Raw genomic sequence first — 23,673 nt, 5'->3', positions numbered from 1 at the left:
CTGCGCACTACAACGGAACCCGCTGCAGGCGTTTACTCACCTTGCCGAAGCCGGTCTTCGGGAACTCGGTCACGACCTCGAGCGCATCCGGCAGCTTGTACGAGGCCAGACCCCGTTGACGCAGAAACTGCCGCACCACACCGAGTTTCATCCCGGCCGGGTCGACCCCCTGGCGCACGATCACGAAGGCCTTGACCCGCTCGCCGAGGATCGGGTCGGGCACCCCGACGACCGACACGTCGTGCACGCTCTCGTGGCCGAGGATGAGGTTCTCCACCTCTTCCGGCGCCACTTTCTCGCCACCGCGGTTGATCTGGTCCTTCGAGCGCCCGACCACCGAAAGGTAGCCCTCGGTGTCGCGTTCCACGATGTCGCCGGTGCGGTAGAAGCCGTCGGCGGTGAAGCTGCGGGCGTTCTCGTCCGGAAGCCGGAAGTAGCCCCGGATGGTCGAGGGCCCACGCGTGAGCAGATACCCGGCCACCCCGGGGGCCACCTCGGCGCCGTCATCGTCCAGGATCAGCAGTTCGTCACCCGGCGAGACCGGTTTGCCCTGGCACCGCACACTGCGCTCTTCGTCCACGTCGAACCGGTTGTAATTGACCAGCCCTTCGGACATCCCGAACCCCTGCTGCAGGAAGGCCCCCAGTTCCGGGGCAACCCGCCGGGCCGCCTCGGCGCTGAGCTTGGCCCCGCCCACGTGCAGGCTCTCCAGGCTGGACAGGTCGTGCTGCTGCTTGAGCGAGGAGTTCAGCCAGGCCAGCAGCAACGGCGGAACCATCGACGACTGGGTGACCCGATGCTTCTCGATCAGCGGGAAGCAGGTGTCCGGGCTGCCGTCCGGGGCCAGCACCACGGTACCGCCGGCCGCGAGCACTCCCAGGAACCCGGGCGAGCGCACCGACATGCTGTGGCAGATCGGCACCGCGGTGAGCTGCACGGAGTTCTCGGTGATCCCGCACAGTGGGATGCTGCCGCGCACCGAGTGCAGGTACGTCTCGCTGGTGTGCGGGATCAGCTTGGGCCGGCCCGTGGTACCGCCGGAGATCTGCAGCAGGGCCACATCTTCCGGTCGTGAGCGGCGCTCGTGCGGTAATGGCTCGTGGCGTAGCAGTTCGTCGAACGCCGCGCCCCGGCCGTCCGGGTCCAGCACGATCGTGTGCTCGAGACTGGGCCACTTGTCCAGCAGGTCCGCGGCCAGGGCCGACAGGTCGGCGCCGTCGTGCCGCGAGATGGTCACGTAGGCCTTGGCCTCGGTGACCTCGACGAAGTGCTCGATCTCGGTGCGCCGGTGCGCCGCCGGTGAGAACACCGGGATGGCGCCGAGTTCCCAGATCGCGTACACGAAAACGATGAACGAGGGGACGTTCGGCAGATGGACGACGGTCCGGTCACCTCTGCGGATGCCTCGGCTTTGCAGAGCGGCGGCCACGCGCAGTACCTGGTCTCCCAGTTGCGCGTAGCTGAGCTCCACGTCGCCGGCGATCAGCGCGGTCTTGTCGGGTGTGCGGGCGATCGTGTCGAAAAGTGGCTCGGGGAGCGTCTGATCGATCCAGTAGCCGTTGGCGCGATAGTGAGCCGCGGTGTCTTCGGGGTAGGGCACGAAGCCCTCGAGCACGAGCGGCGCCAGCTCGCCCATCGCGACTACCTCGTCGAGATCTGGTCGACTGCTCCCGGAACCGGCTGGGCCGGGTCGTTGCCCAGAGCCACGATCCGGTTGTCGGCGTCCACGTGCACCACCCGGGGCTCGTGGGTGAGCAGCTCGGTGTCGTCGGCGAGCAGGTAGGAGATGATGATCACCAGGTCGTCGGGCTTGACCAGATGCGCTGCGGCACCGTTGATGCAGATCTGGCCCGATCCGGCCGCGCCGGTGATCACGTACGTCTCGATCCGGGCCCCGTTGGTGATGTCGACGACCTGGACCTTCTCCCCCTCGACCAGGCCGGCGGCCTTCACCAGGTCCGCGTCGATGGTGATCGACCCGACGTAGTGCAGATCGGCCTGGGTGACGGTGGCGCGGTGGATCTTGCCACCGAGAACGGTTCGCAGCACCTGAATCTCCTTGGGACTGTGGGGGTTCGTCAGTTGACCGCGGCGTCCGGAACAGCCTCGTGCCGGGCGATGAAGTCACGCAGCGACTTGGGGCGCAGGTCGGTCCAGGTGGTGTCGATCCAGTCGAGCACCTCCTGGCGCGGCGCACCGTCCGGACCGCCGAAGGCGATCGTCCAGCCGCCCGGGACGGGCTTGAACGTCGGCCAGAGCGAGTACTGCTCCTCGTGATTGACCAGGGCAAAGAAGGTGCCGTGGGGATCGTCGAACGGATTGCGCGGCATGGGTCCTCCCTCAAGGACGGGGCGGGGGTGACGTGGTGGGACGCGTCGACCACGCCCTGCCCTCGCGCCACCACGAGCAGTAGCGCGATTTAGGTTAGCCTAAGCTAAATGGCTAGACCAGACGGGTGGTTGTATTGCCCATGACACATGGCCGCAACACTGACAGCACCCGTCTCACGGTGTATGAACGCCCAAACGGTCGAACCCGGGCCGATGCAAGCGGCCGCGATCCCGCTACGCCGACGCGCCCGGCACCGAGCAGAGCGGCCTGTCGGCGCACAGCGGCTTGGCCGACGCCGCAGCAGTCGTGGCCGGTCTGGTCACCGGCTACCGAGTCATCCGCGGCTCGCACGCCCAGAACACCGCCGCTGAGCGATACCGGGCCGCCATTCAGAAGGCTCTGAAGTCAATAACTTTCGCCCGAGGCGAGGCCACCGCCGAAGCCGAAGCCACTGCCCTCGACCAGCCCGCGGCCGAGGCGATCACCGGCCAGGCCGCTTTGGTCGCGCGGCCCATCGCCTTCCCAAGCCCGCTACGCCGGGTTGTCGGCAGGGTGGGAGACCTGAAGGCTGCTTCTACAGTTCCTTGAGCAGTTCCTGCAGCTGTGCGATCTCCTCGCCCTGGGCCTCGACGATGCTCTGCGCGAGTTCCTGCACCTCGCTGCTGTCGCTGTCGGCCAGCACCGTCTCGGACATCTGGACCGCGCCCTCGTGGTGGGCGATCATCGACTCGGTCCACTGCTGCTCGAACTCGGGCCCTTCGGCAACCTCGAGCTCGGCCATCTGCTCGGCAGTCATCATCCCGTCGTAGAGCTGCCCGTGCGCGTGCCCACTCGCCTTCGGCACCGCCTTGTTCCAGCTGGTCAGCAGATCCTCGAACTGCGTGATCTCCGGATCCTGAGCGGCCTTGATGTTCCCGGCCAGCACCCGGATCTGCTCGGTTCCGGCCTTTTCGAGCGCCAGATCGGCCATCTCGACCGCCTGCCCGTGGTGCGGGATCATCCCCATGGCGAAGTCCACGTCGGCCGAGCTGTACTGCGGCTGCGGCTCGGCCTGAGTCTCTTCATCACCGCCCGAGCTGCAGCCCGCGACCAGCAGGACCGCCAGCAGAGGAACGACCACCTTGCCACTACGCACCATGCCGGACATGCTCGGGCACCCGGCGGTCGCCGGCCCTGAGTCTTCAGGACCATCGCCAGGGGGCCAAAGGTCCCTCCGGCTCTGCGTTCGATCGGAAGGGAGTGCTACTTCGCGTATCGAAGCGACCAACCGCCGCCCAGGCGACGGCGTGCCCAGCGGGGCGGGGCGATGGTAGCCGCCTATCTGGGCAGCCCGCAGGCGGCGGCCACCACACTGGTGACCGCCGCCGACGAACTCGTGAAGAGCTGAGGGCCGGGGCGCAGATCCGCCCCGACCCTCAGTCGTGCGTCACTCCCAGCGGAACGAGGGCTCGCACTGAACGTCGGAGTTGCGCTCATCGTCGGTGCGCTTCGGCAGGTCACCGGTGAGCAGATACTCACTGATGATGTCCGTCGTGCACGACGAACCGCTGCCCGATGCCGAGTGGCTGTAGCCGTTCACGCCCTCCACCAGGACCGAGTTCGGGAACAGGCTCCGGGTGGCCAGCGCACCCTCGAAAGGAGTCGGCCCGTCGTTGGTCTCAGAGATCAGCAGCACCGGCGGAGCCTCGGAACCGTCGACCTGGATCGGCTCACCGACGTCACCATCCCACTCCAGGCAGATGGCGGCACTCATGGCCGAACCCCCGCTCAGGAGAGGCGCTTGGTCGCCCCAGAGCTCGATGTCCTTCTCGATCGTGGTCCAGTCCTTCGCCCACGGCGCGTCCGTGCAGGTGGTCGCCATGAACACCGTATTCGCGTTGACGTCCAGAGCGTCACTGCCCGCAGACATCATCTCGCTCAGCTCACGCGCGCCCGCGATGTCACCCTCGTGAACCCACTGGGCGAACGCCACTCCGGCGGTCTGCCACGCCTGCGCGTTGTAGGCAAGGATCAGGAAGGCATTCGTCCACTCCTCGCCCCCGAAGTCCCCGCCCTCGGGGTTCGCGTTCAGTTTCTCCCTCTGCCGCAGGAACTCCTCCTTCACGGCCTCGGCGCTGCCGCCGAGCTGGAGCACATCGTCCGCCTCGGCGATCTTGGCGAAGAACGCATCGAAGTTCTCCTCCAACGACCTCGCCTGCAACGAGCCGGAGTCGTACCAGACGTTCTGCGGGTCAACCACCCCGTCCATGATCATCCGGTCCACCCGCTGCGGGTACTGAGTCGCGTACACCTGCCCGAGATAGCTGCCGTAGGAGTACCCGATGAAGCTGATCTCCTCCTGCCCCAGAGCCTTGCGCAGTACCTCCAGATCCTTGGCGTTGTCCGTGGTCTTCATGTGATCCAGCAACGGGCCGCTGTCCTTCGCGCACTGCTCACCGAACGCCGCAGCCTGCTCCAGCATCTCCTGCTCCTGCTGATCGGTCTGGGGCACCTTCGTCGGCCCCTCGCCGAAGGTCTCCTCCACATCGCAGGACAGCGCCGGCTTGCTGGCCCCGATACCGCGCAGGTCCAGGCCGATCCAGTCGTACGCCGCGGCAGCCTTCTTCTTCACGGTGCCCGCCACCGAGACCAGATCCCGCCCCGACCCGCCCGGACCACCCGGGTTCAGCACGATGGCCCCCTGGTAGTCCGCCTTCTTGGCCGTGTGCTTCAGACGCGAGACCGCGAGCTGGATCGTGTCGCCGTCCTGCGCTCCGTAGTCCAGCGGCACGGTCAGGAACCCGCACTCGGCTCCGAGGCCGGTCAGGGCCTCGGTGTCGCACTCATCCCACTCGATCGGCTCTGGCTCGAATGCCACCTCCGCCTGCGCCGCGGCAGAGTTGCCACCGCTGGGCGAGCCTGGGCCACCGGGCGAGCAGGCAGTTGCCCCGATCAACGTAACCGCCGCCAGTGTAATAAGTTTCGTTCGCATGATTCCCACATCGTTAGCAATGGACGCCTGTTGACACCCCAGAGCCTGGCGCACCAGCAGGCGTCCGAAAAGACTTTCGACCGGGAATGCGACTTGCGCTGAACCACTTTCCATCCTTGGTGGCGTATCTCAACCGCCGTGGTCCATCGAAAGTAGGACCAGAACTGCCTCGGGCGGCCACGACGCGTGCAGTAGCGCGAGCGCCTCGGGGTGGGAAATGAGTCGCCTACCTCCCAAGCCTGGAAGTCCCGGGAATCCCGGGGGCCCAGTTCTCCTGGTCGGCGTTGGAGTAGATGGTGAGGCTGCCGCCCTCAGCCTTCGCTCCCTCGATGATCTTGCCGTGCTCGGCCGGGTAGTACTCCGGAGCCTGCTCGACCGCGATCTCGTTCTCAGGGGCCCGCTCGGCCTCGGATTCTCCGCCGCCGCAGACGCTCACGCCCAGCACTGCGGTCAGAGTGAATCCCGCGAGCAAACGGCGTCGTGCGACGTTCCTGTTCTATCTTCTTGACCTGGCGCCCAGCTACGAACAGATCGTAGGTTATAAGCATGATGGGCAAAGGCCAGACTGGCTTCGCCTTCGGGCGAAGGGGTTTTGCACCCGGCGATCGGAAGATGGGTTTCTGGTCAGGTACGACCCATGAGGCGCAGGATCCTGGCGAAGGCTGCGGAGGTGGGTTCTGTACGCTATAACCTTGAAGCGGAGAGGACGTAGCATGCCGGATCCGGCACGGATCTACACGACCAAGAGCGACTACGCCTACGACCGCGTGCGCAAGATGATCCTGGAGGGCCACCTGGCCCCGGGGCAGGTACTCAACCAGGCGTCCCTGGCCACCGAGATCGGGATCAGCACCACCCCACTGCGTGAGGCGTTGCGCCGGCTCAAGGGCGAGGGCCTGGTCGAACTGGACGCCCACCGCGACGGCCGGGTCTCTCCCCTGTCCGCGGAGGAGGCGCGTGATCTCCTGGAGATCCGCCGTTCGCTCGATCCTCTGGCCGCGGCCCTGGCCGCCGAACGCCGCACCAAGGCTGACATCGCCGAGATGCGCTCCGCCCACGAGGGCCTGGAGCCATTGCCCGGTGACCCCAGCTACGACCAACTGTTGCACCACCGGCGTTTCCACGCGGCAATCTACTTCGCCTCGCACAACGACATCCTGATCAGCACCCTTGAGGAGCTGTGGAACAAGGCCGACCGCTACCGCCGCATGGCTCTGCAGGTCGAGCGGGGGCAGGCGGCCCGTGACCAGAAGGCTCACGAGCACCAGAGCCTTCTCGACTGCATCATTTCCGGGAACGTCGAGGGGGCCGCCACGGTCATGCGCGAGCACATCGACACCAGCCTGGGCGCGCACGCCGCCTGGCGGCTGAAGCAGCAGACCGACGAATCCTGAGCCGAGCAATCCGAGGAGAACCATGACCAGCGCCACCGCCGACCTGTGGGACGAGTTCGGCACCAGCCTGCAGTCCTGCGTGACCCCGTTCCTGCAGTACGGCGGACTGGCCGTGTTCAGCGGGCCGATCAGCACCGTGCGCTGCCACGAGGACAATGCCCTGGTGAAGTCCGTGGTCTCCGGGCCGGGCGAGGGCCGGGTGCTGATCGTGGACGGGCAGGGCTCGCGGCGCTGCGCGCTGATGGGCGACATGATCGCAAAGATCGCGCAGGAGAACGGCTGGGCCGGGGTGGTCATCCACGGTTGTGTCCGGGACGTGGCGATTCTGCGCACGGTCGAGTTGGGGATCAAGGCGATCGGATCCAGCCCGGCCAAGAGCAGCAAGACCGGCGACGGCGAGAAGGACGTCGAGATCTCCTTCGGCGGCGTCACTTTCCGCCCCGGCGACCTGCTGTTCAGCGATGAGGACGGCGTCGTCGTCAAGCCCGCAGCCTGAACCGGAGTGTCCCGCCAGACCGCAGTTCTGCTCGGCCACTCGGTCCTCACCCAGATCATCACCTTTCTCCTGCGCCCGGCCACCACGTACCGGGCGCTGGAGATCGACACCCCCGCGGCCTGGCTCGGTGTCCTCTCGGCCTGCTTCGCCATCGCCCCGCTGATCCTGGCCCTGCCCAGCGGGGCGGTGGTCGACCGGATCGGGGAAGGCAACACCGCCATGATCGGTGGTGTCCTGATCACCGCCTCCGCCGTGGTCCTGGCCCTGACCGGAAACAGCGTCATCGCCCTGGCCGTCGGTACCTGCCTGCTCGGCGTCGGTCACCTGGGCAGCGTCGTGGCCCAGCAGACCCTCGTGGCGAACTCGACCAGTCAGGCGTCGAAATTGGACAGCGCCTTCGGCTACTACACGTTCGCCGCCTCACTGGGCCAGGCCATCGGACCGGCTGCCCTGGTGCTGTTCAGCCGGGGCGGGGCCGTGCCGGAGACTCAGCAGATCTTCATCACCTGCTCGGTGGCCGGGCTGGCCCTGCTACTCCTGGCCGCCCTACTGCGCCGCAGCGAGGCGGGCGCGCACCCGGCTGACGACGAAACGGCCACCGGGCTCGGCTCCCTGCTGCGTCTGCCCGGGCTCGCCCAGGCCCTGCTCACCAGCAGCGTCGTCCTCGCCGCGGTCGACATCACCCTGGTCTACTTGCCCGCCCTCGGAACCCAGCGAGACATCAATGCGTCCTTCATCGGCATTCTGCTGACCATCCGTGGACTTTCATCCATGACGACCCGCCTGTTCCTGGGCCGCCTGACCGGCCTGTTCGGACGACGCAACGTACTGGTCGGCGGCACCCTGGCCGCAGCGGGCGCCCTGCTGGCCATGGCCTTACCGGTCCCGCTCTGGCTCGCTGGGATGCTGATGGCCCTGGCCGGCCTGGGCCTCGGCGTCGGGCAGCCGATCACCATGTCCTGGCTCGCCGCCTCCGCGCCACCCGGCGCCCGGGGACGGGCAATGTCCCTGCGACTGGTTGGCAATCGGGCCGGTCAGGTCGTGATCCCCAGCGCGGCGGGTGCACTCGCCGCCGGGGCCGGGGCCTCGGGTGTTCTCGGCATCACCGGCGCCGGGCTCCTGCTGATAGCAGTCAGCGCCCGCAGACTCCCCGTCGACTAGGCGGGCGACCAATGACGCCCGCTTCCCCAACCCGCCGTGATCATCCACGATTCGTCCCTCACCCGAGGCGGGTCGTGCATGATTCGGGGGACACCGTTCCGACTGGATGATCCCTGCGCTCTGGTCCGGCCACTCGGTACAGGAGAAAACATTCGGGCCGATGCGACTGCGCCACCCCGACGGCGCACCGTTCGGCACCCACTTCCAGCACCTCTACGTGGCCGGCGACCAGGGCATGAGCCTGCACTTGCGCGAGGACGCCCGGCCTACCAGCGCTTGTCACTTCCGGTGAGTGGATGACGCTCGATCGAGAATCAGCGCGCGCATCTCACAGTCCAGCCTCGGCCAGGACTTGGCACGTGCCAGTACCATGACTGCATCATGAATCTTGTTAGCCCCCGCGCCATCGCGATCATCGGTGCCGGGCCTCGCGGGCTGTCGACGCTCGAACGCCTCGTCGCCCAGCTCGATCCAGCCCGCGACCACGTCACCATCCACCTGATCGATCCGCACCCGCCCGGCGGACGTGTCTGGCAGGCCGGGCAGAACGCCAACCTGCTGATGAACACCACGGCCGGCGACGCGACGCTCTACCTCGACGAAACGGTCGAGACCAGGCACCCGCGCCCGCCCGGACTCGACCTGTACACGTGGGCTCAGCACATCGACGAGCACGTCGCGGCCGAACTGATCGACGCCGGGCTGCGGGCCGAAATTGCCGCGCTGCGGCCGGTCACCTCGGTCAGCCGCCGGCTGTACGGCATCTATCTGGGGTGGGCGTTCACCGAGATCAGCAGCCGGATCCCCGACGGATGCCGGGTGGTCGTGGTGCCGCACAGCGCAACCCGGCTACGCCGAACCGTGCAGGCAGAGGTCGTCTCGCTGTCGAACGGCGAAGAACTCATGGTGGACGCGGTGGTCCTGGCGGTCGGTCACACAGACGCCGAGCACAGCATTGAGGTCCAGAATGCGATCAGCGCTGCGCGGCAGGGCGACTGGCTCTACGTGCCGCCCGGCCAGCCGGCCGAGCAGGACTGGTCGGCCGTTGCTCCCGGCGAGAACGTGATCGTGCGGGGACTGGGGCTGAACTTCTTTGACACCATGGCCATGCTGACCCTGGCCCGTGGTGGCCGGTTCGTCGCCCGTGGGGAGAGCCGGCTGGAGTACCTTCCCAGCGGGCAGGAGCCGGTGATCTGGGCGGGTTCGCGGCGGGGCGTGCCGTTCAAGGCCAAGGCGATCGTCGAGGAACGCCTTCCGGCGCAGGTACGGCGGTACCCGGATGGCCATGCACTGCAGCAGCTCTGGGTGCTTCGGGGGCGTCTGGATTTCGACTCGGACATCTGGCCGTGGATCCGTAAGGAAGCGCTGTGGCAGGCCGCGCTCGTCGAACTTGGCGACGGTGACCCCGTCGCGGTCGCCGATCTCACCAGGAGCTTCGACGCCGAGGCAGGTTCACGGACGCCTGATCTGGACAAAGTGCGCGCCGATTTCGGCCTGGAGCTGCATTTCGATCCTGAGCGAAGCGCTGACCCGCTGGGCGGCAAGGAATTCGGCAGCGTCGAGGACCTGAGTGGCTGGACCCGGGCGTGGGTCGAGGAGGATCTCGACCAGGCTCGCCGGGCGATCCTCAGCCCGGTCAAGGAGGGTGACCGGGCCATCGGCAGTGCCCGGGCCTGGGTGTTCCCGCTGGCCTCGTACGGTGGCCTGCCCGGAACCAGCTATCGGCGCAGGTTCGAGGGCTGGTATGCGGGCTACGCCAATTCCCTGGCCGGTGGACCTCCCGCTCTACGCCTGGCCCAACTGGCCGCGCTCATCGAGGCCGGCGTGGTCCGGATGCTGGGGGCAGGCCTGCGGGTCAGCGTTGACGAGCAGGGCCCGCTGGCCAGCAGCGCTTCGCTGCCGGGGGTCGAGATTCGTGGCAGCGTGCTGGTGGAGGCCCGACTGGCCGACTCCGACATCACCCGGACGACGAACCCCTTGCTGCGCTCACTGCTCGATGAAGGCCGCTGCCGCCCCTACCGGTTGCCGTCCTTGGACGGAAGCACTCAGGATGCATCCGGTTTCGAGGTGACCGAGAAACCGTTCCATCTGGTGGAGGCGGACGGTCAGGCCAGCGGGCGGGTGTTCGCCATCGGCATTCCGGTCGGCCCGCACGTGGGAACGAGTTTCACCGCTTTCGCACGGTCGAACTCCGTGTTCCTGCGGCAGACCGACGCGGTCGCCGAAGCTGCTCTGAAGCTGACCCGCGGTTAGGGTCTGACCGGCTCGAGGCGTCCGCTGTGTGCGGACGCCTCGGCCGCCTCGATCACCGCGACCACGTGCCGGCCCATGGACGCCCCGATCACCGGTGTCGAGCCGTCGTCCAGGATGTCGAGCATGTGTTCCACGAGCACGGCACGTCCCAGGCGGGCCAGTTGCTGCTGACGCTGTTGGTCACCCGGGGTGTCCTCGCCGACCCAGGTGCCGCGCTCACGCAGGAAAGAGCGCAGCCTTGGTCCCTGTTCACCGCCGTACCAGGTGTACAGCTCCAGTGTCCCTTCCAGGCCGAAGATCTCCAGTTGCGGGCTCGACGCCGCCACCGACCCGAAGGAGCAGTCGATCAGGGCGAAGGCTCCGCCCTGCAGTTCACAGGCCAGGGCCACGGTGTCGTCGCTGTGCACCGGCACCTCCACCCCGGAGAACGGCCCTTCGCCCCAGGCCGGGAACGATGCGCGACTGCGCCGGGACAGGGTGCTCACCCGCTCGATCGGGCCGACGATGCCCGAAAGTTGCTCGATGGCGTACGGGCCCAGATCACGCAGCGGGCCCGCCCCCGGCGCGTACGCCGGGCGGGGGTCGGACGGCCAGGGCATACCACCCGGACCAGCGTGCGAGACCCGGGCACGCACCAGTGTCACCGGGCCGATGGCCCCCGACTGCACCATCGACGCCGCCCGCCGACGGCTCGGCTCCAGCATCCGCGGGGAGGCAACGACGATCTGCCGGTCCTTCGCCCGGGCCACAGCGATCAGCTCGTCACATTCCGCAACGGTTGCGGCCAGAGGCTTTTCGGTAACCAGGTGCTTGCCTGCGGCAAGAATCTGCCGGGAGGTCTCGAAGTGAGCGGAGATCGGGGTCAGGTTGACCACCACGTCCACTGCGGGATCGGCCAGCAGGGCGCTCAGGTCGTCGTGCACCTGGTCGATGCCGAACTCAGCCGCTGCCGCCTCGGCGGTGGCCCGGGTGCGCGAGGCGATTGCCCGCACCCGGGCCCGGCCGGCCAGTTCTCGCATGCCAGGGAGCACACCGACCGCGGTCGTGGCGATCATCCCGGCCCCGAGAATGCCGATGCCGTAGGTCATGCCGGGTCGCTGACGGTGGTCTCCCCCAGCGTCATCAGCAGCCGGTTGGCCCAGGCGAAGAACGCGGTCGAGTGCACCACGTCGAGGATCTCCTCCTCGCTGAAACCGGTGCCGCGCAGCGAGTCCACGTCGTTCTGGTCGATGACCGGCCGGACTGCGGCCAGGTTGGCGGCCGCGTTGACCATCGAGTTCCAGCGGTAGCCGACGTCCGACTCCAGGCCCTCCTCGGCCAGGCGGAGCACGTCGTCCTCGCGCTTGCTGAACTTCGCGGCGAACTTCACGTGGGTGGTGGTGCAGACCGGGCATCCGGTAATCATGCTCGAAACCGCCGCACACAGCTCGCGTTCGCCCCGAGGCAGGCCTTCGCGGGCGTGGTAGATCGCGTTGTCGACGGTGGTGCGGGCATCGACGATCTTCGGGTCGCGGGCCAGGAGGCGGTAGTACTCCGCGCGCACCTGGACCGGCCGCAGGGCCGCCCGCTGCTCGTCGCTCAGTTCCTCGATCGCCGGTGCCTGCAGGTACGAGGTCCAGCCCACGGTGCTGCCGGCCTTGAAGGTCTTGGGATGTGCCATTTGTCAGTATCCGATCATGTAGAGCCCGGCGACCACGCGCAGCTGGAACGAGGTGTAGGCGATGGTCTGGGTGAGGGTGACCAGTGCGGTTTCGTCCAGCCCGGCCTCGCGCAGGGCGTCGATCTGGGCCCGTCCGCTCTGGTCCGGGGAGGCCGCCACCAGGGTTGCGTGTTCCAGGATCCGCGAGAGCCGGGCATCGTCCGAGCGGCCGCTGATCGCAGCCTCGCGCACGGCCTCGTCGGTGATGCGCGCGCGGTAGTGCTCGGCCAGCGGCTTCACGTCGGCGACCAGGCACACCCGCAGCGCCACGGCTGCGCGCTCGTCCAGGCTGAGCTGGTTCAGGGTGGAGGAGGCGGGGTCGTAAATGGCGTCGTAGACGCCCTGCAGACCTTCCTTGACGGCCGGCCGGGTGTTGCGCAGGGCGTACAGGTCGTCGCCGGCCTGGAGGCCGAGGACCTCGTCGATCACATCGGTCATGGGTACTACTCCTTGGTGGTGCGGGTCAGTTCCAGCCAGGCCGCGCGGCGCTCGGCCTGGCGGTCGGGGTCGGGCAGGGGCGAGGCGGTCATCAGACGCCGGGTGTAGTCGTGGGTGGGATCGTCGGCAACCTGCTCAACCTCGCCCTCCTCGACGATCCGCCCGCTCTGAATCACGGCGATGCGGTGGCTGATCCGGCGTACAACGGCCAGGTCGTGGGAGATGAACAGCAGCGCGACGCCGGTGTCGCGCTGTACCTCGATCAGTAGGTCGAGAACCCGGGCCTGGGTGGACAGGTCCAGGGCGGAGACCGGTTCATCGCAGACGATCAGCCGGGGTTCCCGGGCCAGGGCCCGGGCGATCGCGATGCGCTGACGCTGACCGCCGGAGAACTCACGTGGGTAGCGGCGCAGGGTTCCGGCCGGCATGGCCACCCGGTCCAGCAGTTCGCTGATCCGGGCCTGGGCATCGGTGCGGCTCCAGCGGGCGGCCAGCAGGGGCTCGGTGAGGATGTCACCGATGGTCATGGCCGGGTTCAAGGACGAGTACGGGTCCTGGAACACGGCCTGTACCTGGGCCCCGCGTTCGCGTCGGGCAGGCATGGGCTGGCCGTCGAAGCGGACTTCACCGGAGGTGTGTGGGAAGAGTCCCAGCACCACCCGTCCGATGGTGGTCTTGCCTGACCCGGACTCCCCCACCAGACCGACGGTCTGCCCCTGTCCGACCGACAGGTCGACCCCGTGCAGGATCCGATGGTGAGGTTGCCGCCATCGGCGCCCAGGAGCGTCCACCATCAAGTTCTTGATCTGCAGCAAGGGCGCGCTCATCGGGCTGCCTCCGAGTCCAGTTGCACCCGGGAGGCCGCGCCTTCCAGGGTGGAGGCGAGCAACATCTTCGTGTAGGAGTGCTGGGGTCGGGCGAAAACGTCGCGGACCGAGCCGTTCTCCACCACCTGACCGTTCTGCATGACGGCGACGCGGTCGCAGATGTCAGCCACCACGCCCAGGTTGTGAGTGATCACGATCATCCCCATGCCCTCGTCCTTCTGGATGCCGCGCAGGAGTTCCAGCACCTCGGCCTGGACCGTCACGTCCAGCGCGGTGGTCGGCTCGTCGGCGACCAGGAGGCGCGGCGAGCAGGAGATCGCGCCAGCAATCAGGACGCGCTGGGCCATCCCACCCGAAATCTGGTGGGGGTAGGCGGAGAACGTCCGTTCCGGGTCGGGGATGCCGACCCGCTTCAGCAGCTCCAGCGCTCGAAGGCGAGCCTGTGAACGGCTCAGCTTCAGATGATGCCGCAAGGGCTCGACGAGCTGGTGCCCGACGGTGAAGGACGGGTCGAGGTTGGCCATCGGTTCCTGCGGCACGTAGCCGATCGTCCGGCCCCGTAACGCTGTGACGGCCGAGTCCGGACTGCCGGGCCAGGCCACCGGCTGCCCGTCTACCCAGGCTGCTCCTTCGGTGATCCGCCCGCCCGGGCTCAGCAGACCCAGTGCCGCGAAGAGGGTCTGGGACTTGCCCGAGCCGGACTCCCCCACCACACCAAGCACTTCACCGGGCTGCACGCTCAGGTCAACACCGTGCACGACCTCCACCTCGCCGTAGGCGATGCGCAGGCCGCGGATCGTCAGTAGCCCCTCGGCCGGATCCGTGGGTTTCGCCTGGGGACGCACCCGTGCCGAGCGACCACGCCGCGAGGACGTAGCTTCGATCTCGTCCCGCAGCGCCGAGCCCAGCAGGGCGAGCGCGGCCACCGTGATCCCGATCGCCAGTCCGGGCCAGAGGATCATCAGCGGCGCCCGGTAGATGTTCAGGAAGGCATCGTTGATCATCTGACCCCAGCGCGGATCACGTGGGTCGCCGACACCCAGGAAGTCCAGGCTGGACTGCAGCACGATGGCGACCCCGGCGGCGATCGAGGCCTGGATCATCAGCGGCGAGCGCACCCGGCGCAGCACGTGCCGGCGGATGATCCTCAGGTCGGACAGGCCGGAGACCTGGGCCGCGTCGATGTACAGCTCGCGCCGCACGGCCCGGGTGGCTGAGCGGGTCAGGCGGTAGGTGCCGGGGGCGAAGAGCACGCCGAAGATCAGCATCACGATCGTGGTGCGGGGGCCGAGCACGGTGATGAAGGCCAGCACGATCACCAGGTTCGGGATCGACATGAGCAGGTCCGAGATCCAGCTGAGCGCGGCGTCGATCCGGCCGCCGAAGTAGCCGGCGATCATGCCGGCGGGCACGGCGATCACGAAGGCCACGCCGATCACCAGGACCGCGCCGAGCAGGGTGAACCGGGTGCCGTGCAGCAGCCGGGCCAGGATGTCGCGACCGGCGCTGTCGGTGCCGAGCAGGTGCTCTCCACCGGGCGGCAGCAGGATCTCGCGGGCGCTGGCCTGGGAGGGGTCCCAGGAGGTGAGGACCGGGGCCAGCAGGGCGGCCAGGACGATCGCCAGCAGGACGGTTACGGACCCGACGGCCAGCGGATTACGCAGCAGGCGCCGGCCCAGACCCGGCTGGGATTTGGGGGTCATCGGGCACGCACCTTCGGGTTGAGCCAGCCGGTGGCGACGTCGACGAGCAGGTTCACCACGACGACCACCACGACCATGACGGTGACGATTCCCAGCACCATGGGCAGGTCTCCGGCGGTGGCGCTGGAGACCACCATGCTGCCGACGCCGGGCAGAGCGAACACCCGCTCGATCACGACGGTTCCGGCCAGCAGGGCGACGAACTGCAATGAAAGGACGGTCAGGGCCGGGCCCGCGGCGTTGCGCAGCACGTGCACGCCGACGATCGAACGGCTCGGGAGACCCCGGGACCGCAACGTCCGCACGAAATCGTGCTCAAGGACGTCCACTGTTGCTGCTCTGACCTGTTGTGTGGTGGAGGCGATGGTGCCGATCGCCAGTGCTGCCACCGGGAGCACCAGTCCGAGCGCCCATTTCCCCGGGTCAGTGGTCAGTGGCGTGTACCCGGTGGCGGGCAGCAGGCGCAGGCTGATCGCGAAGAACGACACCAGGACCAGCGCGACCCAGAAGTTCGGCAGGGCGTAACCGGCCACCGCCAGTACCTGAACCAGCCGGTCCAGGAAGCCTTTACGGACGGCCGCGGCGATTCCGAGGGCCACGCTGACCAGGGCGGTGACCAGGGTGGAGGCGATCACCAGGGAGAGCGAGACCGGCAGCCTTTGCCCGATCACCTGCGAGACGCTCGCGTTGTTCACCCAGGACGTGCCGAGGTCACCCTGTACAGCGCTGACGGCCCAGTCCAGGTAGCGCTCCGGCAGGGGCCGGTCCAGGCCGAGCTGGGCCGCGCGGGCATCGACCTGTTCCTGGGTGGCGTTCTCCCCCAGCAGATTCCGCACCGGGTCGGTACCGGACAGGCTCATCGTCACGAAAGTGAGCGACCCGACGACGGCCACCAGCACGAAGCCGGACATCAGGCGCCGGGCCAGGAATACGAACATAGTCAACCTTTTTCACGCCGCGTGGGGTCGCGCCGGACGACGCGACCCCACGGCAGACGGTGCTCAGCCCAGCTGGAAGTCGTAGATCGCGGGCACGTTGATGTAGGGCGCCTGCACCGTGACCCCGTTGGTCGAGGCGTAGTTGCCGGTCAGGAAGTAGAACGGGGCGAACCAGGCCTGCTCGACCAGGTAGGTGTTCAGCTCTTTGAGCGCGGCCGAGCGGGCAGCGTCGTCACCGGCCTGCTGGGCCTGCTCGATCAGCTGCTCGACCTGCGGGTCGGTGGACTTCAGCGGGTTCCACGGGGAGTTCGGCAGCAGGAATGCAGTGACCAACTGCCATTCGGCCTGGGAGGCGAGCTGGAAGATGCTCAGGCCGGTGTCGCCGGACTGGATGTCCGGGACGATGTTGGTGGTGGGCTTCCACTTCACCGTGATGCCGACGTCGGCGAGCATCTGGGCCACCAGGTCGTTCTCCGGCATGGCGGCGTTCTGCAGGATCTCGACGGTGAAGCCGTCCTCGTAGCCGGCTTCCTTCAGCAGCGCCTTGGCCTTGGCCGGGTCGAAGGAGTAGCTGGCGTTCAGGGCCTCGTCGGAGGAGTCCCAGTCGGGGCGGAAGAGCTGCTCGGTGACCGTGCCGTGCCCGGCCCGTACGCCGGTGAGCAGGGCCTCGCGGTCGATGGCGTGGTTGATCGCCTGCCGCACCCGCACGTCCTTCAGCTCGGGCACGATCTTGCCGTCGCGGTCCCACAGGTACAGCCCGACGGCGCCGGGCGCGGAGTACTGGGTGACGGTCAGGCCCTGCGCGGTGGCCTGCTCGGCGTTGCTGGAGACGATGAAGGACGAGTCGACCTGGCCGGAGAGCAGGGCGTTGAGCACCGCGCTCTGGTCGGGCATCGACTGGATGGTGATCTTCTGGAACGGCAGGGACAGATCGGTGTTCCAGTAGTCGTCCTTCTTCTGGAGCACGTAGCTGGTACCGGCCACACTGGCGTCGGCGTCCAGGGTGTACGGACCTGAGCCGTCGGGGGCTGCGTCCAGGGCGTCGGTGCCGACGCTCTTGGGGTTGGCGATCATGCCCGCCACCTGGCTGAGACTACGGATCAGGCTGGGGTCGGGCGCCTTGAGCTCCAGCTCCACGGTGTCAGCGTCGAGGGCCGTAACCTCGTCGATGGCGGCCAGCGCCGAGGCTGATCCACCGGCGCTGTCGCGGGTGGCCTCCAGACTCTTCTTGACCGCCTCCGCGTCCAGGGCCGTGCCGTCGCTGAACTTCACATCGGCCCGCAGATCCAGCGTCAGCTTGGTCTGAGAGTCGTCGTACTCCCACTGCGTGGCCAGCATCGGTGAGTACGTGCCGTCGGCCTCGGCGAACGTCAGGGTGTCGTAGGCCGCCTGCATCCACTGCAGGGCATAACCATCGCCAATGACCTGCGGAGAGAACCCGCTCAGCGGGACACCCACGGCGAGGTTGAGGTCCGTCTTGTCCGACGTCCCACCCGAACCGGAGCCACCCGAGGAACCCGAGCAGGCGCTCAGGGCGAGCGCGGAAACAGCCAGAACGGTAATGAGCAAGGGACGCCGTGGGCGGCCGGGGCGGTGGAACATGGGTTGGTGGTCCTCTTCGGAGTGCTGAAGCCGTGCAGGGTCATGGGCGCTCGTCCCCCTCGCGCCGGACCATTGTCACGTTCCATTGGCACGTTCCAAAGCGAATGAGTGAGGTATCACGAAACGTGATGGACCCGGGATCGCCCACCGACCGACGCGCTCCCGGAAAACTGCACAAACGCCCTGTTCATGAGGGAGACGCCGGGACCGCCGCCCGAAGGTTGCACTTGCCATCCTTCGGAAGAGGCTTTTAGTCTACGCGAGTAGATAGAGCGGCCTCCCGACCGGCGTCGCAACGCCGCCTCCGGCAGCGCTTCGCCCACCCCGAGACAGGAGCACATCAATGAGTTCGAGGGTCGTGGTCGTCGGCAGCCTCAACCTGGACACCGTCTATCGCGTCCTGTCCCTGCCGGCCCGTGGGCAGACGATCGCCGCCCACCGATCGGATCAGTGTGTGGGCGGCAAGGGCGGCAACCAGGCGCTCGCCGCCTCGGCCGCCGGCTCACCGGTGGTGATGGTCGGCTGTGTAGGTAAGGACGCCGCGGGCCACCGGATCGTGGACGACCTGTCTGCGGGTGGGGTCGACGTGCAACGGATCGCGCGCGCCGACGCGGCGACCGGCGAGGCACTGGTGGTGGTCTCGGACGACGCCGAGAACCACATTCTGGTGGTGGCCGGAGCCAATGACGAGCTTGGTGCGGCGAGTCTGGAGACCCATCTGGCCGACCTGAACCCCGGCGACGTGGTGCTGCTGCAGAACGAGATCCCGGCCGCGACCACCGCCCGGGCCGCGAGCATCGCCCGAGACAAGGGTGCCTCGGTGATCTGGAACGCAGCCCCGGCCCCGGCCGACCGCGCCGAGATACCGTCCGACCTGGACGTCGTCATCGTGAACGAAGGCGAACTACGCTCCCTGGCCGATGTTCTGGAGCTGCCCAGCGGATCCGGAAATCTGATCGACCGGCTGGCCCGCCTGCTCGGCGTCACCGTCGTCTGCACCCTGGGCGCCGACGGTGCCCTGCTCAGCGACGGCCACGAACGCACGGTCCACCCCGCACCCCGGGTGCAGGCCGTCGACACCACGGCCGCAGGCGACACCTTCACCGGCTACTACGCCGCCCTGGCTCACCTCCCCCAGACCGAACGCCTGGCCTGGGCAACGGCCGCCGGCGCGCAGGCCGTCACCCGAGCCGGGGCCTCACCATCCATCCCGACCCGCGCGCAAGTCGCGCCGCTCGTCCCCCATTTCGCTGTTCAGCACGCAGGAGGAACACCTTGAGAATCGCTCTCGGAGCAGATCACGCCGGATTCCCGCTGAAACAGCGGGTCCGAGAAGTGATCGAGACACTCGGCCACGACATCATCGACTGCGGCACCGACAACACCGACCCGGTCGACTTCCCCGACATCACCCAGGCCACCTGCGCACCCGTCCTGGACGGGCGCGCCGATCGGGCAGTACTGGTCTGCGGAACCGGCGCCGGCGCCATCATGGCCGCCAACAAGATCCCCGGAATCCGTTGCGGCCTGGCCCACGAGCCATACTCCGCGCACCAGGCGGTCGAGCACGACGACGCCAACGTGATCGCGATGGGCGCCTGGCTGGTCCCGCACGCCCTGGTCAAGGACATCGTCGAAGAATTCCTCGGCGCGGTCTTCGACGACGACGAGGACACCCGTCGCCGCGTGGCCAAGCTCAACGCCCTGGACCAACTCACCCCCTAATCCCCCCGAGACCGGCTCCCCCACCGCAGAAGGTGCCGTGGGGTGATCCGGCCTGCCCCCGATCAAAGAGGATCCCATGTCGACGAGCACCCCGAACTCGCTGCACGGTTCACCCGACCGGAAGAAGACCGCGATCGCCGCGGCCTTCGGCACCAGCGTCGAGAACTACGACTTCATCTCGTACGGAACCGCTTCCGCGCTCTACTTCAACGCTGTCTTCTTCCAGCAGACCGACCCCTTCATCGGTACCCTGCTCTCCTTCGCCACGCTCGCCGTCGGCTTCCTGATGCGACCGCTCGGTGGCGCTCTGGGCGGCTATCTCGGCGACCGCTACGGCCGTAAACCCGTCCTGGTCACCGCGATGATCGTGATGGGCCTGGCCACCTTCGCGATCGGACTGCTGCCCACCTTCGCCCAGGTCGGCGTGCTGGCCCCGCTGCTGCTGGTCGCCCTGCGCCTGATCCAGGGCCTGGCCTTCGGCGCCGAATGGGGAGGCGCCGTCACGATGGCCTACGAGCACGCCCCGGCCAACCGCCGCGGCATGTACGCCGCCATCCCCCAGGCCGGCAACCCGGTCGGTATCGCCCTGGCCAGCGCGGTTTTCGCAGCCAGCACCCAGCTCGAAGGCGACTGGCGCTGGCGGGTGCCGTTCCTGCTCAGCGCCGTCCTGGTGATCGCCGCGCTGATCGTGCGCTCCAAACTCTCGGAGTCTCCCGAGTTCCAGGAGGCCCTGGAGTCCGGCAAGACCGAGAAGAACCCACTGGCCAAGGCCGTCACCCGGGACAAGGGCGCGATCACCCGCGTCATCGCCCTACGGGTGGTGGAGTCGTTCGCCTACTACTCCACCGCTACCTACCTGCTCAGCTACATCTCCGACCGCAATCCCGACCAGCGCGGCGCCGCCCTGAACGCGATCACTGCCGCCAGCATCCTGGCCGTATTCGTCACCTTCGCCGCGGGTGCCCTGACCGACCGGATCGGCCGGCGCCCGATCTACATCGTCGGCTGTAGCGCGGCCGTGCTGTTCGCCTTCCCGATGTACCTGCTCACCAACACCGGCAACACCTTCCTGATCGCCTTCGTGTTCGTCTTCGGTATCGGCATCATCCACGCCTCACTCACCGGCACCCAGGGATCACTGCTGACCGAGCAGTTCAAGACGTCCACCCGCACCTCGGGAGCCTCTCTCGGGTACCAGCTCGCAGCGTCCATCGGTGGTTTCGCGCCGCTGCTGGCCGCGGCCGCGGTCGGCTGGCTGGGCTGGCCCGGCGCCTCCCTGCTCTACCTAGCCGCTGCCCTGATCGGCCTGGCCGGAATCCTGGCCACGCCCGAGACCTGGGGCAAGGCCGAGCGCGAGCGGGTCAACGCCGAGATGGCGAAGACCCCGGCCTAGAAACTCTGAGGGTGCTGCCCGGGAACATCCGGTCAGCACCCTCAGATGGTGCGTGGCGAGGACCCTTCAGGCGCACCGAGGAGGAGCGCCTTCAACCCTTGTCCCGGTCGTGGTCTCAGCCACCGGGACGTCCCTTTCACGTTTCCGGGATCAGAAGCGCGGCACCGCCGAACTGACCGGCGTGAGGGTGCCGCCGGCCCGGGTACGTACCGCGTGGGCAGCGGCCGCCGCATTGCGGACCACCTTGCTCACGTCGTGGCTGGTGGTCTCCCGGTGCTGTTTCACGATCCGTCCGTCGATCATGACGGTGTCGATGTTGGCCGGAGTGGCCGAGCGCACCAGGGTCGACTCCAGGTCACCGATCGGGGCGATGTTGATGTCATCGGCCCGCACCAGCACGATGTCGGCCCGCTTGCCCGGAGTGATCGAGCCGGTGACCTTTTCCAGGCCAAGAGCTTTGGCGCCGTTGATCGTGGCCATCTCGATCACCTGCCCGAAGACGATCGCGGGCAGCTTCTCGGTGTCGGTACCGATGTACGGGATGCCCAGGTTCCAGGTCAGATTCATCGACTCGAACATGTTGATCGGGGCCAGGGACGAGGCGTCGAACGACAGCGAGACGGTGATGCCCGCGTGGGCCATCTTCAGCAACTGTCCGTGGAAGCCACCGGCCGTACCCAGGCGAAGTTCCGAGTGCGGGGAGAAGCTGACCGGTGCGCCGGTACTCACCATCGCCTGCCGGTCGGCCTCGTCGAACGGAAGGGCATGGCACAGCAGGAAGTCCGGGCCGAGGTAGCCCATCTTCTTGATGTCGGCGGCGTGCACAGCAGTGGTCGGGCCCTGTCCGGAGTGGACGGAAACGGGCAGCTTGCGCTTCAGCGCCTCCTTCATCTCGGCGTGGAACGTCTCCAGTTGACCCGGGCCACGCAGGTTCACGCCGAGGTGGACCAGGCCGTCGAAGGGCGACTTCTTGCCGAACCACTGGCGCTGCACCCGGTCGATGTCGGCGAAGTCGATCAGTTGGGTGCCGGGCTGGCCGTCCTTGTGGCCGTAGGAGTAGCGCGCCCGCACCAGACCGTCGGCGTGGGCCTGCAGTTCAGCATCGGCGAATTTAGGGCCACGGACATTGTGGGCCCAGTTGTTGACCGTAGTGATGCCCGCCCCGGCCGCCTCGACCAGCCCGAGAAGAACGCTGTCGTAGAAGTCGTCCGGCTGATAGGCAGCCACGGTTGCGGACTTTGCTGCGAAGTACTCGAAGCCTTCGCTGACGAAGTTCCGGCCCAGTGCACTCCACATGTGGTAATGCGTCTCGATGAAACCGGGCGTCGCGATCATCCGCGATGCGTCGATCACCTTGGCACCGCGGGCTTTCAGGCTCGCGCCGACGGCGACGATCGTGCCGTCCTTCACCTCGATGTCGGCCTTGGCCCGGTTGCCGATCTCCGGATCGACGCTGACCAGGGCGGCGCCCTTGATCAGGTAGTGCCCGCGAGAAGTCTTCTTCCTGGTTCCGGCAACCCGCGGCGCCGCGGCCGCCATCTCCGGCGTACCCAGGGTGAGGCCGGCGGCTGCCCCTGCGCCCACCGCCGCCAACAGAGATCGGCGGCCCAGTCCGACAGCCGGGACGGGGCGGCCGCAATCGTCGAAGCGGTGGTCCTGATCGCCGATTCCGGCCAGCGGGGCGCGCGGAGAATCGTGCTCGGTGGTCATATCGCGGACGCTAGGGCCAACTGGTTGCCAATCCGGTCAGGGAAGTGTTTCAGCCGTGTTGATTGAAGCAGATCAAGCTTCATCGGTGCTGCGGCATCCGCACGACTCCCGCCGCACCAGCTCGAACCCCTGCACATCGATCCGATGGACGAGTGGCTCACCACCCAGCCCCACGTCCAGGGTGCGAGTACCCATCTTGCGGTGCGGCTGCTCCAGAGCGGTCAGCGAAGGGCTGGAGAACCGGGCCAGGCTGGAGGAGTCGAGGGTGGCCACGGCGATATCGCCCGGGACCTGCCGTCCCAGTTCACGCAGCCGCCGCAGCGCCCCGAGCGCCTGCACATCGTTCTCGGCGAACAGCGCGGTGCACCGGGCCGGAGCCTTCAGCAGCACATCGACCGCGTCGTACCCGCCCTGCTCGGTATACGGCCCCCGCGTGATCCACGATGTGGCAGAGCGGATCCCCCCGGCCCTCAGACCAGCTCGCCAGCCCTGTTCCCGCCGCTGGCTGACCACCAGGTCTGCCCGCCCACCGATGTAACCGACCCGCCGGTGACCGTGCTCCAGCAGATGCGCAGTAACCGCTTCGGCGCCGTCCAGGGCCACCCCAGGACGGTCCACGACCACCACCGGAGCACCCAGTTTCCCCAGGAACTCGTCGCCCTGCGTCGGATCGACACTCATCAAGATCAGTGCTTCGACCCGGCGCTCGGCCAACGCCAGCAACTGCCGCCGCTCGGCCTCCAGATCCCAGCCGGTGGTGGCCACCAGCACCTGATATCCACGCCGGGCGGCTTCCTGAGTGATTTCCTGGGCCCCCGTGGCGAAGTAGGGCATGCTCACGTCCGGCACGACCAGCCCTACCGTCCGGCTACGCCCGGCCGCCAGGGTGCGCGCCACCCCGTCAGGCCGGTAGTTCAGCTCTTCGACAGCCGCCAGGACACGCGCTTTCGCCGCCGCGGACACCGGCCGCGGGCCGTCGTTCAGGACATAGGAGACGACCGCGGTGGACACTCCCGCCACTCTTGCCACATC

General features: G+C 67.9%; 24 protein-coding genes. 9 read left to right on the top strand and 15 right to left on the bottom strand.

The features are described from left to right. Positions 1-7: 7 nt before the first annotated feature. Genes LR394_RS24695 through LR394_RS24685 form a run of 3 tightly spaced genes read right to left on the bottom strand, consistent with a single transcriptional unit; the run spans position 8 to position 2,330 of the window. Positions 8-1,636 carry a (2,3-dihydroxybenzoyl)adenylate synthase gene (locus LR394_RS24695; RefSeq protein ID WP_231446368.1) on the bottom strand — a complete coding sequence of 543 codons (1,629 nt, stop codon included), beginning with the start codon at positions 1,634-1,636 and terminating at the stop codon, positions 8-10. Positions 1,637-1,641: 5 nt separating this feature from the next. Next, positions 1,642-2,049: an aspartate 1-decarboxylase gene (gene panD, locus LR394_RS24690; protein WP_231446367.1), complete on the bottom strand. Its 408-nt coding sequence runs from the start codon at positions 2,047-2,049 to the stop codon at positions 1,642-1,644. 29 nt (positions 2,050-2,078) lie between these two features. After that, positions 2,079-2,330 (bottom strand): MbtH family protein, encoded by a 252-nt coding sequence (locus LR394_RS24685; protein WP_231446364.1) that lies wholly within the window; start codon positions 2,328-2,330, stop codon positions 2,079-2,081. 286 nt (positions 2,331-2,616) lie between these two features. Here LR394_RS24685 and LR394_RS24680 point away from each other — a divergent pair, with 286 nt between their 5' ends. After that, complete coding sequence (locus LR394_RS24680; RefSeq protein WP_231446362.1) at positions 2,617-2,919, top strand: hypothetical protein; 303 nt, start codon at positions 2,617-2,619, stop codon at positions 2,917-2,919. Here the strand turns inward: LR394_RS24680 and LR394_RS24675 are convergent. The 3 genes from LR394_RS24675 to LR394_RS24665 form a co-directional block, all read right to left on the bottom strand. Then, entirely contained in the window at positions 2,906-3,478 is a 573-nt protein-coding gene (locus LR394_RS24675; protein WP_231446360.1) for a DUF305 domain-containing protein, read from the bottom strand. The genes LR394_RS24680 and LR394_RS24675 overlap by 14 nt on opposite strands. A gap of 279 nt (positions 3,479-3,757) precedes the next feature. Beyond that, a complete protein-coding gene (locus tag LR394_RS24670; RefSeq protein ID WP_231446358.1) occupies positions 3,758-5,188 on the bottom strand; it encodes an alpha/beta fold hydrolase in 1,431 nt (476 codons plus the stop codon). Between the two features lie 340 nt (positions 5,189-5,528). Continuing rightward, positions 5,529-5,747, bottom strand: coding sequence for a hypothetical protein (locus tag LR394_RS24665; protein WP_231446356.1), 219 nt, complete (start codon positions 5,745-5,747; stop codon positions 5,529-5,531). Positions 5,748-6,015: 268 nt separating this feature from the next. Between LR394_RS24665 and LR394_RS24660 the strand changes: the two genes are divergently transcribed. From LR394_RS24660 to LR394_RS24645, 5 genes are all read left to right on the top strand, one after another. Continuing rightward, positions 6,016-6,696, top strand: a complete 681-nt coding sequence (locus LR394_RS24660; protein WP_231446354.1) for a GntR family transcriptional regulator — start codon at positions 6,016-6,018, stop codon at positions 6,694-6,696. A 22-nt stretch (positions 6,697-6,718) separates the two neighbouring features. Further along, positions 6,719-7,192: a ribonuclease E activity regulator RraA gene (gene rraA / locus LR394_RS24655; RefSeq protein ID WP_231446352.1), complete on the top strand. Its 474-nt coding sequence runs from the start codon at positions 6,719-6,721 to the stop codon at positions 7,190-7,192. A gap of 6 nt (positions 7,193-7,198) precedes the next feature. After that, positions 7,199-8,353, top strand: coding sequence for an MFS transporter (locus LR394_RS24650; RefSeq protein ID WP_231446350.1), 1,155 nt, complete (start codon positions 7,199-7,201; stop codon positions 8,351-8,353). 160 nt (positions 8,354-8,513) lie between these two features. Further along, complete coding sequence (locus LR394_RS41965) at positions 8,514-8,645, top strand: hypothetical protein (RefSeq protein ID WP_269329682.1); 132 nt, start codon at positions 8,514-8,516, stop codon at positions 8,643-8,645. Between the two features lie 89 nt (positions 8,646-8,734). Next, positions 8,735-10,606 (top strand): FAD/NAD(P)-binding protein, encoded by a 1,872-nt coding sequence (locus LR394_RS24645; protein WP_231446348.1) that lies wholly within the window; start codon positions 8,735-8,737, stop codon positions 10,604-10,606. Here the strand turns inward: LR394_RS24645 and LR394_RS24640 are convergent. The 7 genes from LR394_RS24640 to LR394_RS24610 all read right to left on the bottom strand — a co-directional run bounded on the left by LR394_RS24640 (position 10,603) and on the right by LR394_RS24610 (position 17,813). Beyond that, positions 10,603-11,694: a Gfo/Idh/MocA family protein gene (locus LR394_RS24640; RefSeq protein ID WP_231446346.1), complete on the bottom strand. Its 1,092-nt coding sequence runs from the start codon at positions 11,692-11,694 to the stop codon at positions 10,603-10,605. The two genes, LR394_RS24645 and LR394_RS24640, sit on opposite strands and share 4 nt — an antisense overlap. Next, positions 11,691-12,266 (bottom strand): peroxidase-related enzyme, encoded by a 576-nt coding sequence (locus tag LR394_RS24635; RefSeq protein WP_231446344.1) that lies wholly within the window; start codon positions 12,264-12,266, stop codon positions 11,691-11,693. Before LR394_RS24635 ends, LR394_RS24640 begins: the two co-directional genes overlap by 4 nt. Before the next feature lie 3 nt (positions 12,267-12,269). Further along, positions 12,270-12,743: a CMD domain-containing protein gene (locus LR394_RS24630; protein WP_231446342.1), complete on the bottom strand. Its 474-nt coding sequence runs from the start codon at positions 12,741-12,743 to the stop codon at positions 12,270-12,272. 5 nt (positions 12,744-12,748) lie between these two features. Next, a complete protein-coding gene (locus tag LR394_RS24625) occupies positions 12,749-13,570 on the bottom strand; it encodes an ABC transporter ATP-binding protein (protein ID WP_231446340.1) in 822 nt (273 codons plus the stop codon). Further along, positions 13,567-15,273 carry a dipeptide/oligopeptide/nickel ABC transporter permease/ATP-binding protein gene (locus LR394_RS24620; protein ID WP_231446337.1) on the bottom strand — a complete coding sequence of 569 codons (1,707 nt, stop codon included), beginning with the start codon at positions 15,271-15,273 and terminating at the stop codon, positions 13,567-13,569. The genes LR394_RS24625 and LR394_RS24620 overlap by 4 nt, the downstream gene beginning before the upstream one ends. Then, positions 15,270-16,211 (bottom strand): ABC transporter permease, encoded by a 942-nt coding sequence (locus tag LR394_RS24615; RefSeq protein ID WP_231446336.1) that lies wholly within the window; start codon positions 16,209-16,211, stop codon positions 15,270-15,272. Before LR394_RS24615 ends, LR394_RS24620 begins: the two co-directional genes overlap by 4 nt. A 63-nt stretch (positions 16,212-16,274) precedes the next feature. Then, complete coding sequence (locus tag LR394_RS24610) at positions 16,275-17,813, bottom strand: ABC transporter substrate-binding protein (RefSeq protein ID WP_231446335.1); 1,539 nt, start codon at positions 17,811-17,813, stop codon at positions 16,275-16,277. A gap of 343 nt (positions 17,814-18,156) precedes the next feature. On the opposite strand from LR394_RS24610, the gene LR394_RS24605 reads away from it, so the two are divergent. The 3 genes from LR394_RS24605 (at position 18,157) to LR394_RS24595 (ending at position 20,931) form a co-directional block, all read left to right on the top strand. Continuing rightward, positions 18,157-19,092 (top strand): ribokinase, encoded by a 936-nt coding sequence (locus LR394_RS24605; protein ID WP_231446334.1) that lies wholly within the window; start codon positions 18,157-18,159, stop codon positions 19,090-19,092. Then, entirely contained in the window at positions 19,089-19,538 is a 450-nt protein-coding gene (locus LR394_RS24600) for an RpiB/LacA/LacB family sugar-phosphate isomerase (RefSeq protein WP_231446333.1), read from the top strand. Before LR394_RS24605 ends, LR394_RS24600 begins: the two co-directional genes overlap by 4 nt. 76 nt (positions 19,539-19,614) lie before the next feature. Next, a complete protein-coding gene (locus tag LR394_RS24595) occupies positions 19,615-20,931 on the top strand; it encodes an MFS transporter (RefSeq protein WP_231446332.1) in 1,317 nt (438 codons plus the stop codon). 150 nt (positions 20,932-21,081) lie between these two features. On the opposite strand, the gene LR394_RS24590 is transcribed toward LR394_RS24595, so the two are convergent. Continuing rightward, positions 21,082-22,641, bottom strand: coding sequence for an amidohydrolase family protein (locus tag LR394_RS24590; protein ID WP_231446331.1), 1,560 nt, complete (start codon positions 22,639-22,641; stop codon positions 21,082-21,084). Between the two features lie 72 nt (positions 22,642-22,713). Then, positions 22,714-23,670 carry a LacI family DNA-binding transcriptional regulator gene (locus LR394_RS24585; protein WP_331283100.1) on the bottom strand — a complete coding sequence of 319 codons (957 nt, stop codon included), beginning with the start codon at positions 23,668-23,670 and terminating at the stop codon, positions 22,714-22,716. Positions 23,671-23,673: the final 3 nt, after the last annotated feature.

Source organism: Kineosporia babensis (genome assembly GCF_021129305.1).
Taxonomy (GTDB): domain Bacteria; phylum Actinomycetota; class Actinomycetes; order Actinomycetales; family Kineosporiaceae; genus Kineosporia; species Kineosporia babensis.
This window is presented reverse-complemented; position numbering and strand designations above follow the sequence as displayed.

What these genes read in the sequence shown, in the direction of transcription:
- LR394_RS41965 (WP_269329682.1), top strand. Translation starts at nt 8,514, where the DNA reads ATGCGACTGCGCCACCCCGACGGCGCACCGTTCGGCACCCACTTCCAG.
- LR394_RS24660 (WP_231446354.1), top strand. Translation starts at nt 6,016, where the DNA reads ATGCCGGATCCGGCACGGATCTACACGACCAAGAGCGACTACGCCTAC.
- LR394_RS24640 (WP_231446346.1), bottom strand. Translation starts at nt 11,694, where the DNA reads ATGACCTACGGCATCGGCATTCTCGGGGCCGGGATGATCGCCACGACC.
- LR394_RS24610 (WP_231446335.1), bottom strand. Translation starts at nt 17,813, where the DNA reads ATGTTCCACCGCCCCGGCCGCCCACGGCGTCCCTTGCTCATTACCGTT.
- LR394_RS24605 (WP_231446334.1), top strand. Translation starts at nt 18,157, where the DNA reads ATGAGTTCGAGGGTCGTGGTCGTCGGCAGCCTCAACCTGGACACCGTC.
- LR394_RS24620 (WP_231446337.1), bottom strand. Translation starts at nt 15,273, where the DNA reads ATGACCCCCAAATCCCAGCCGGGTCTGGGCCGGCGCCTGCTGCGTAAT.
- LR394_RS24595 (WP_231446332.1), top strand. Translation starts at nt 19,615, where the DNA reads ATGTCGACGAGCACCCCGAACTCGCTGCACGGTTCACCCGACCGGAAG.
- LR394_RS24695 (WP_231446368.1), bottom strand. Translation starts at nt 1,636, where the DNA reads ATGGGCGAGCTGGCGCCGCTCGTGCTCGAGGGCTTCGTGCCCTACCCC.
- LR394_RS24645 (WP_231446348.1), top strand. Translation starts at nt 8,735, where the DNA reads ATGAATCTTGTTAGCCCCCGCGCCATCGCGATCATCGGTGCCGGGCCT.
- LR394_RS24635 (WP_231446344.1), bottom strand. Translation starts at nt 12,266, where the DNA reads ATGGCACATCCCAAGACCTTCAAGGCCGGCAGCACCGTGGGCTGGACC.
- LR394_RS24675 (WP_231446360.1), bottom strand. Translation starts at nt 3,478, where the DNA reads ATGTCCGGCATGGTGCGTAGTGGCAAGGTGGTCGTTCCTCTGCTGGCG.
- LR394_RS24630 (WP_231446342.1), bottom strand. Translation starts at nt 12,743, where the DNA reads ATGACCGATGTGATCGACGAGGTCCTCGGCCTCCAGGCCGGCGACGAC.
- rraA (WP_231446352.1), top strand. Translation starts at nt 6,719, where the DNA reads ATGACCAGCGCCACCGCCGACCTGTGGGACGAGTTCGGCACCAGCCTG.
- LR394_RS24615 (WP_231446336.1), bottom strand. Translation starts at nt 16,211, where the DNA reads ATGTTCGTATTCCTGGCCCGGCGCCTGATGTCCGGCTTCGTGCTGGTG.
- LR394_RS24625 (WP_231446340.1), bottom strand. Translation starts at nt 13,570, where the DNA reads ATGAGCGCGCCCTTGCTGCAGATCAAGAACTTGATGGTGGACGCTCCT.
- LR394_RS24590 (WP_231446331.1), bottom strand. Translation starts at nt 22,641, where the DNA reads ATGACCACCGAGCACGATTCTCCGCGCGCCCCGCTGGCCGGAATCGGC.
- LR394_RS24685 (WP_231446364.1), bottom strand. Translation starts at nt 2,330, where the DNA reads ATGCCGCGCAATCCGTTCGACGATCCCCACGGCACCTTCTTTGCCCTG.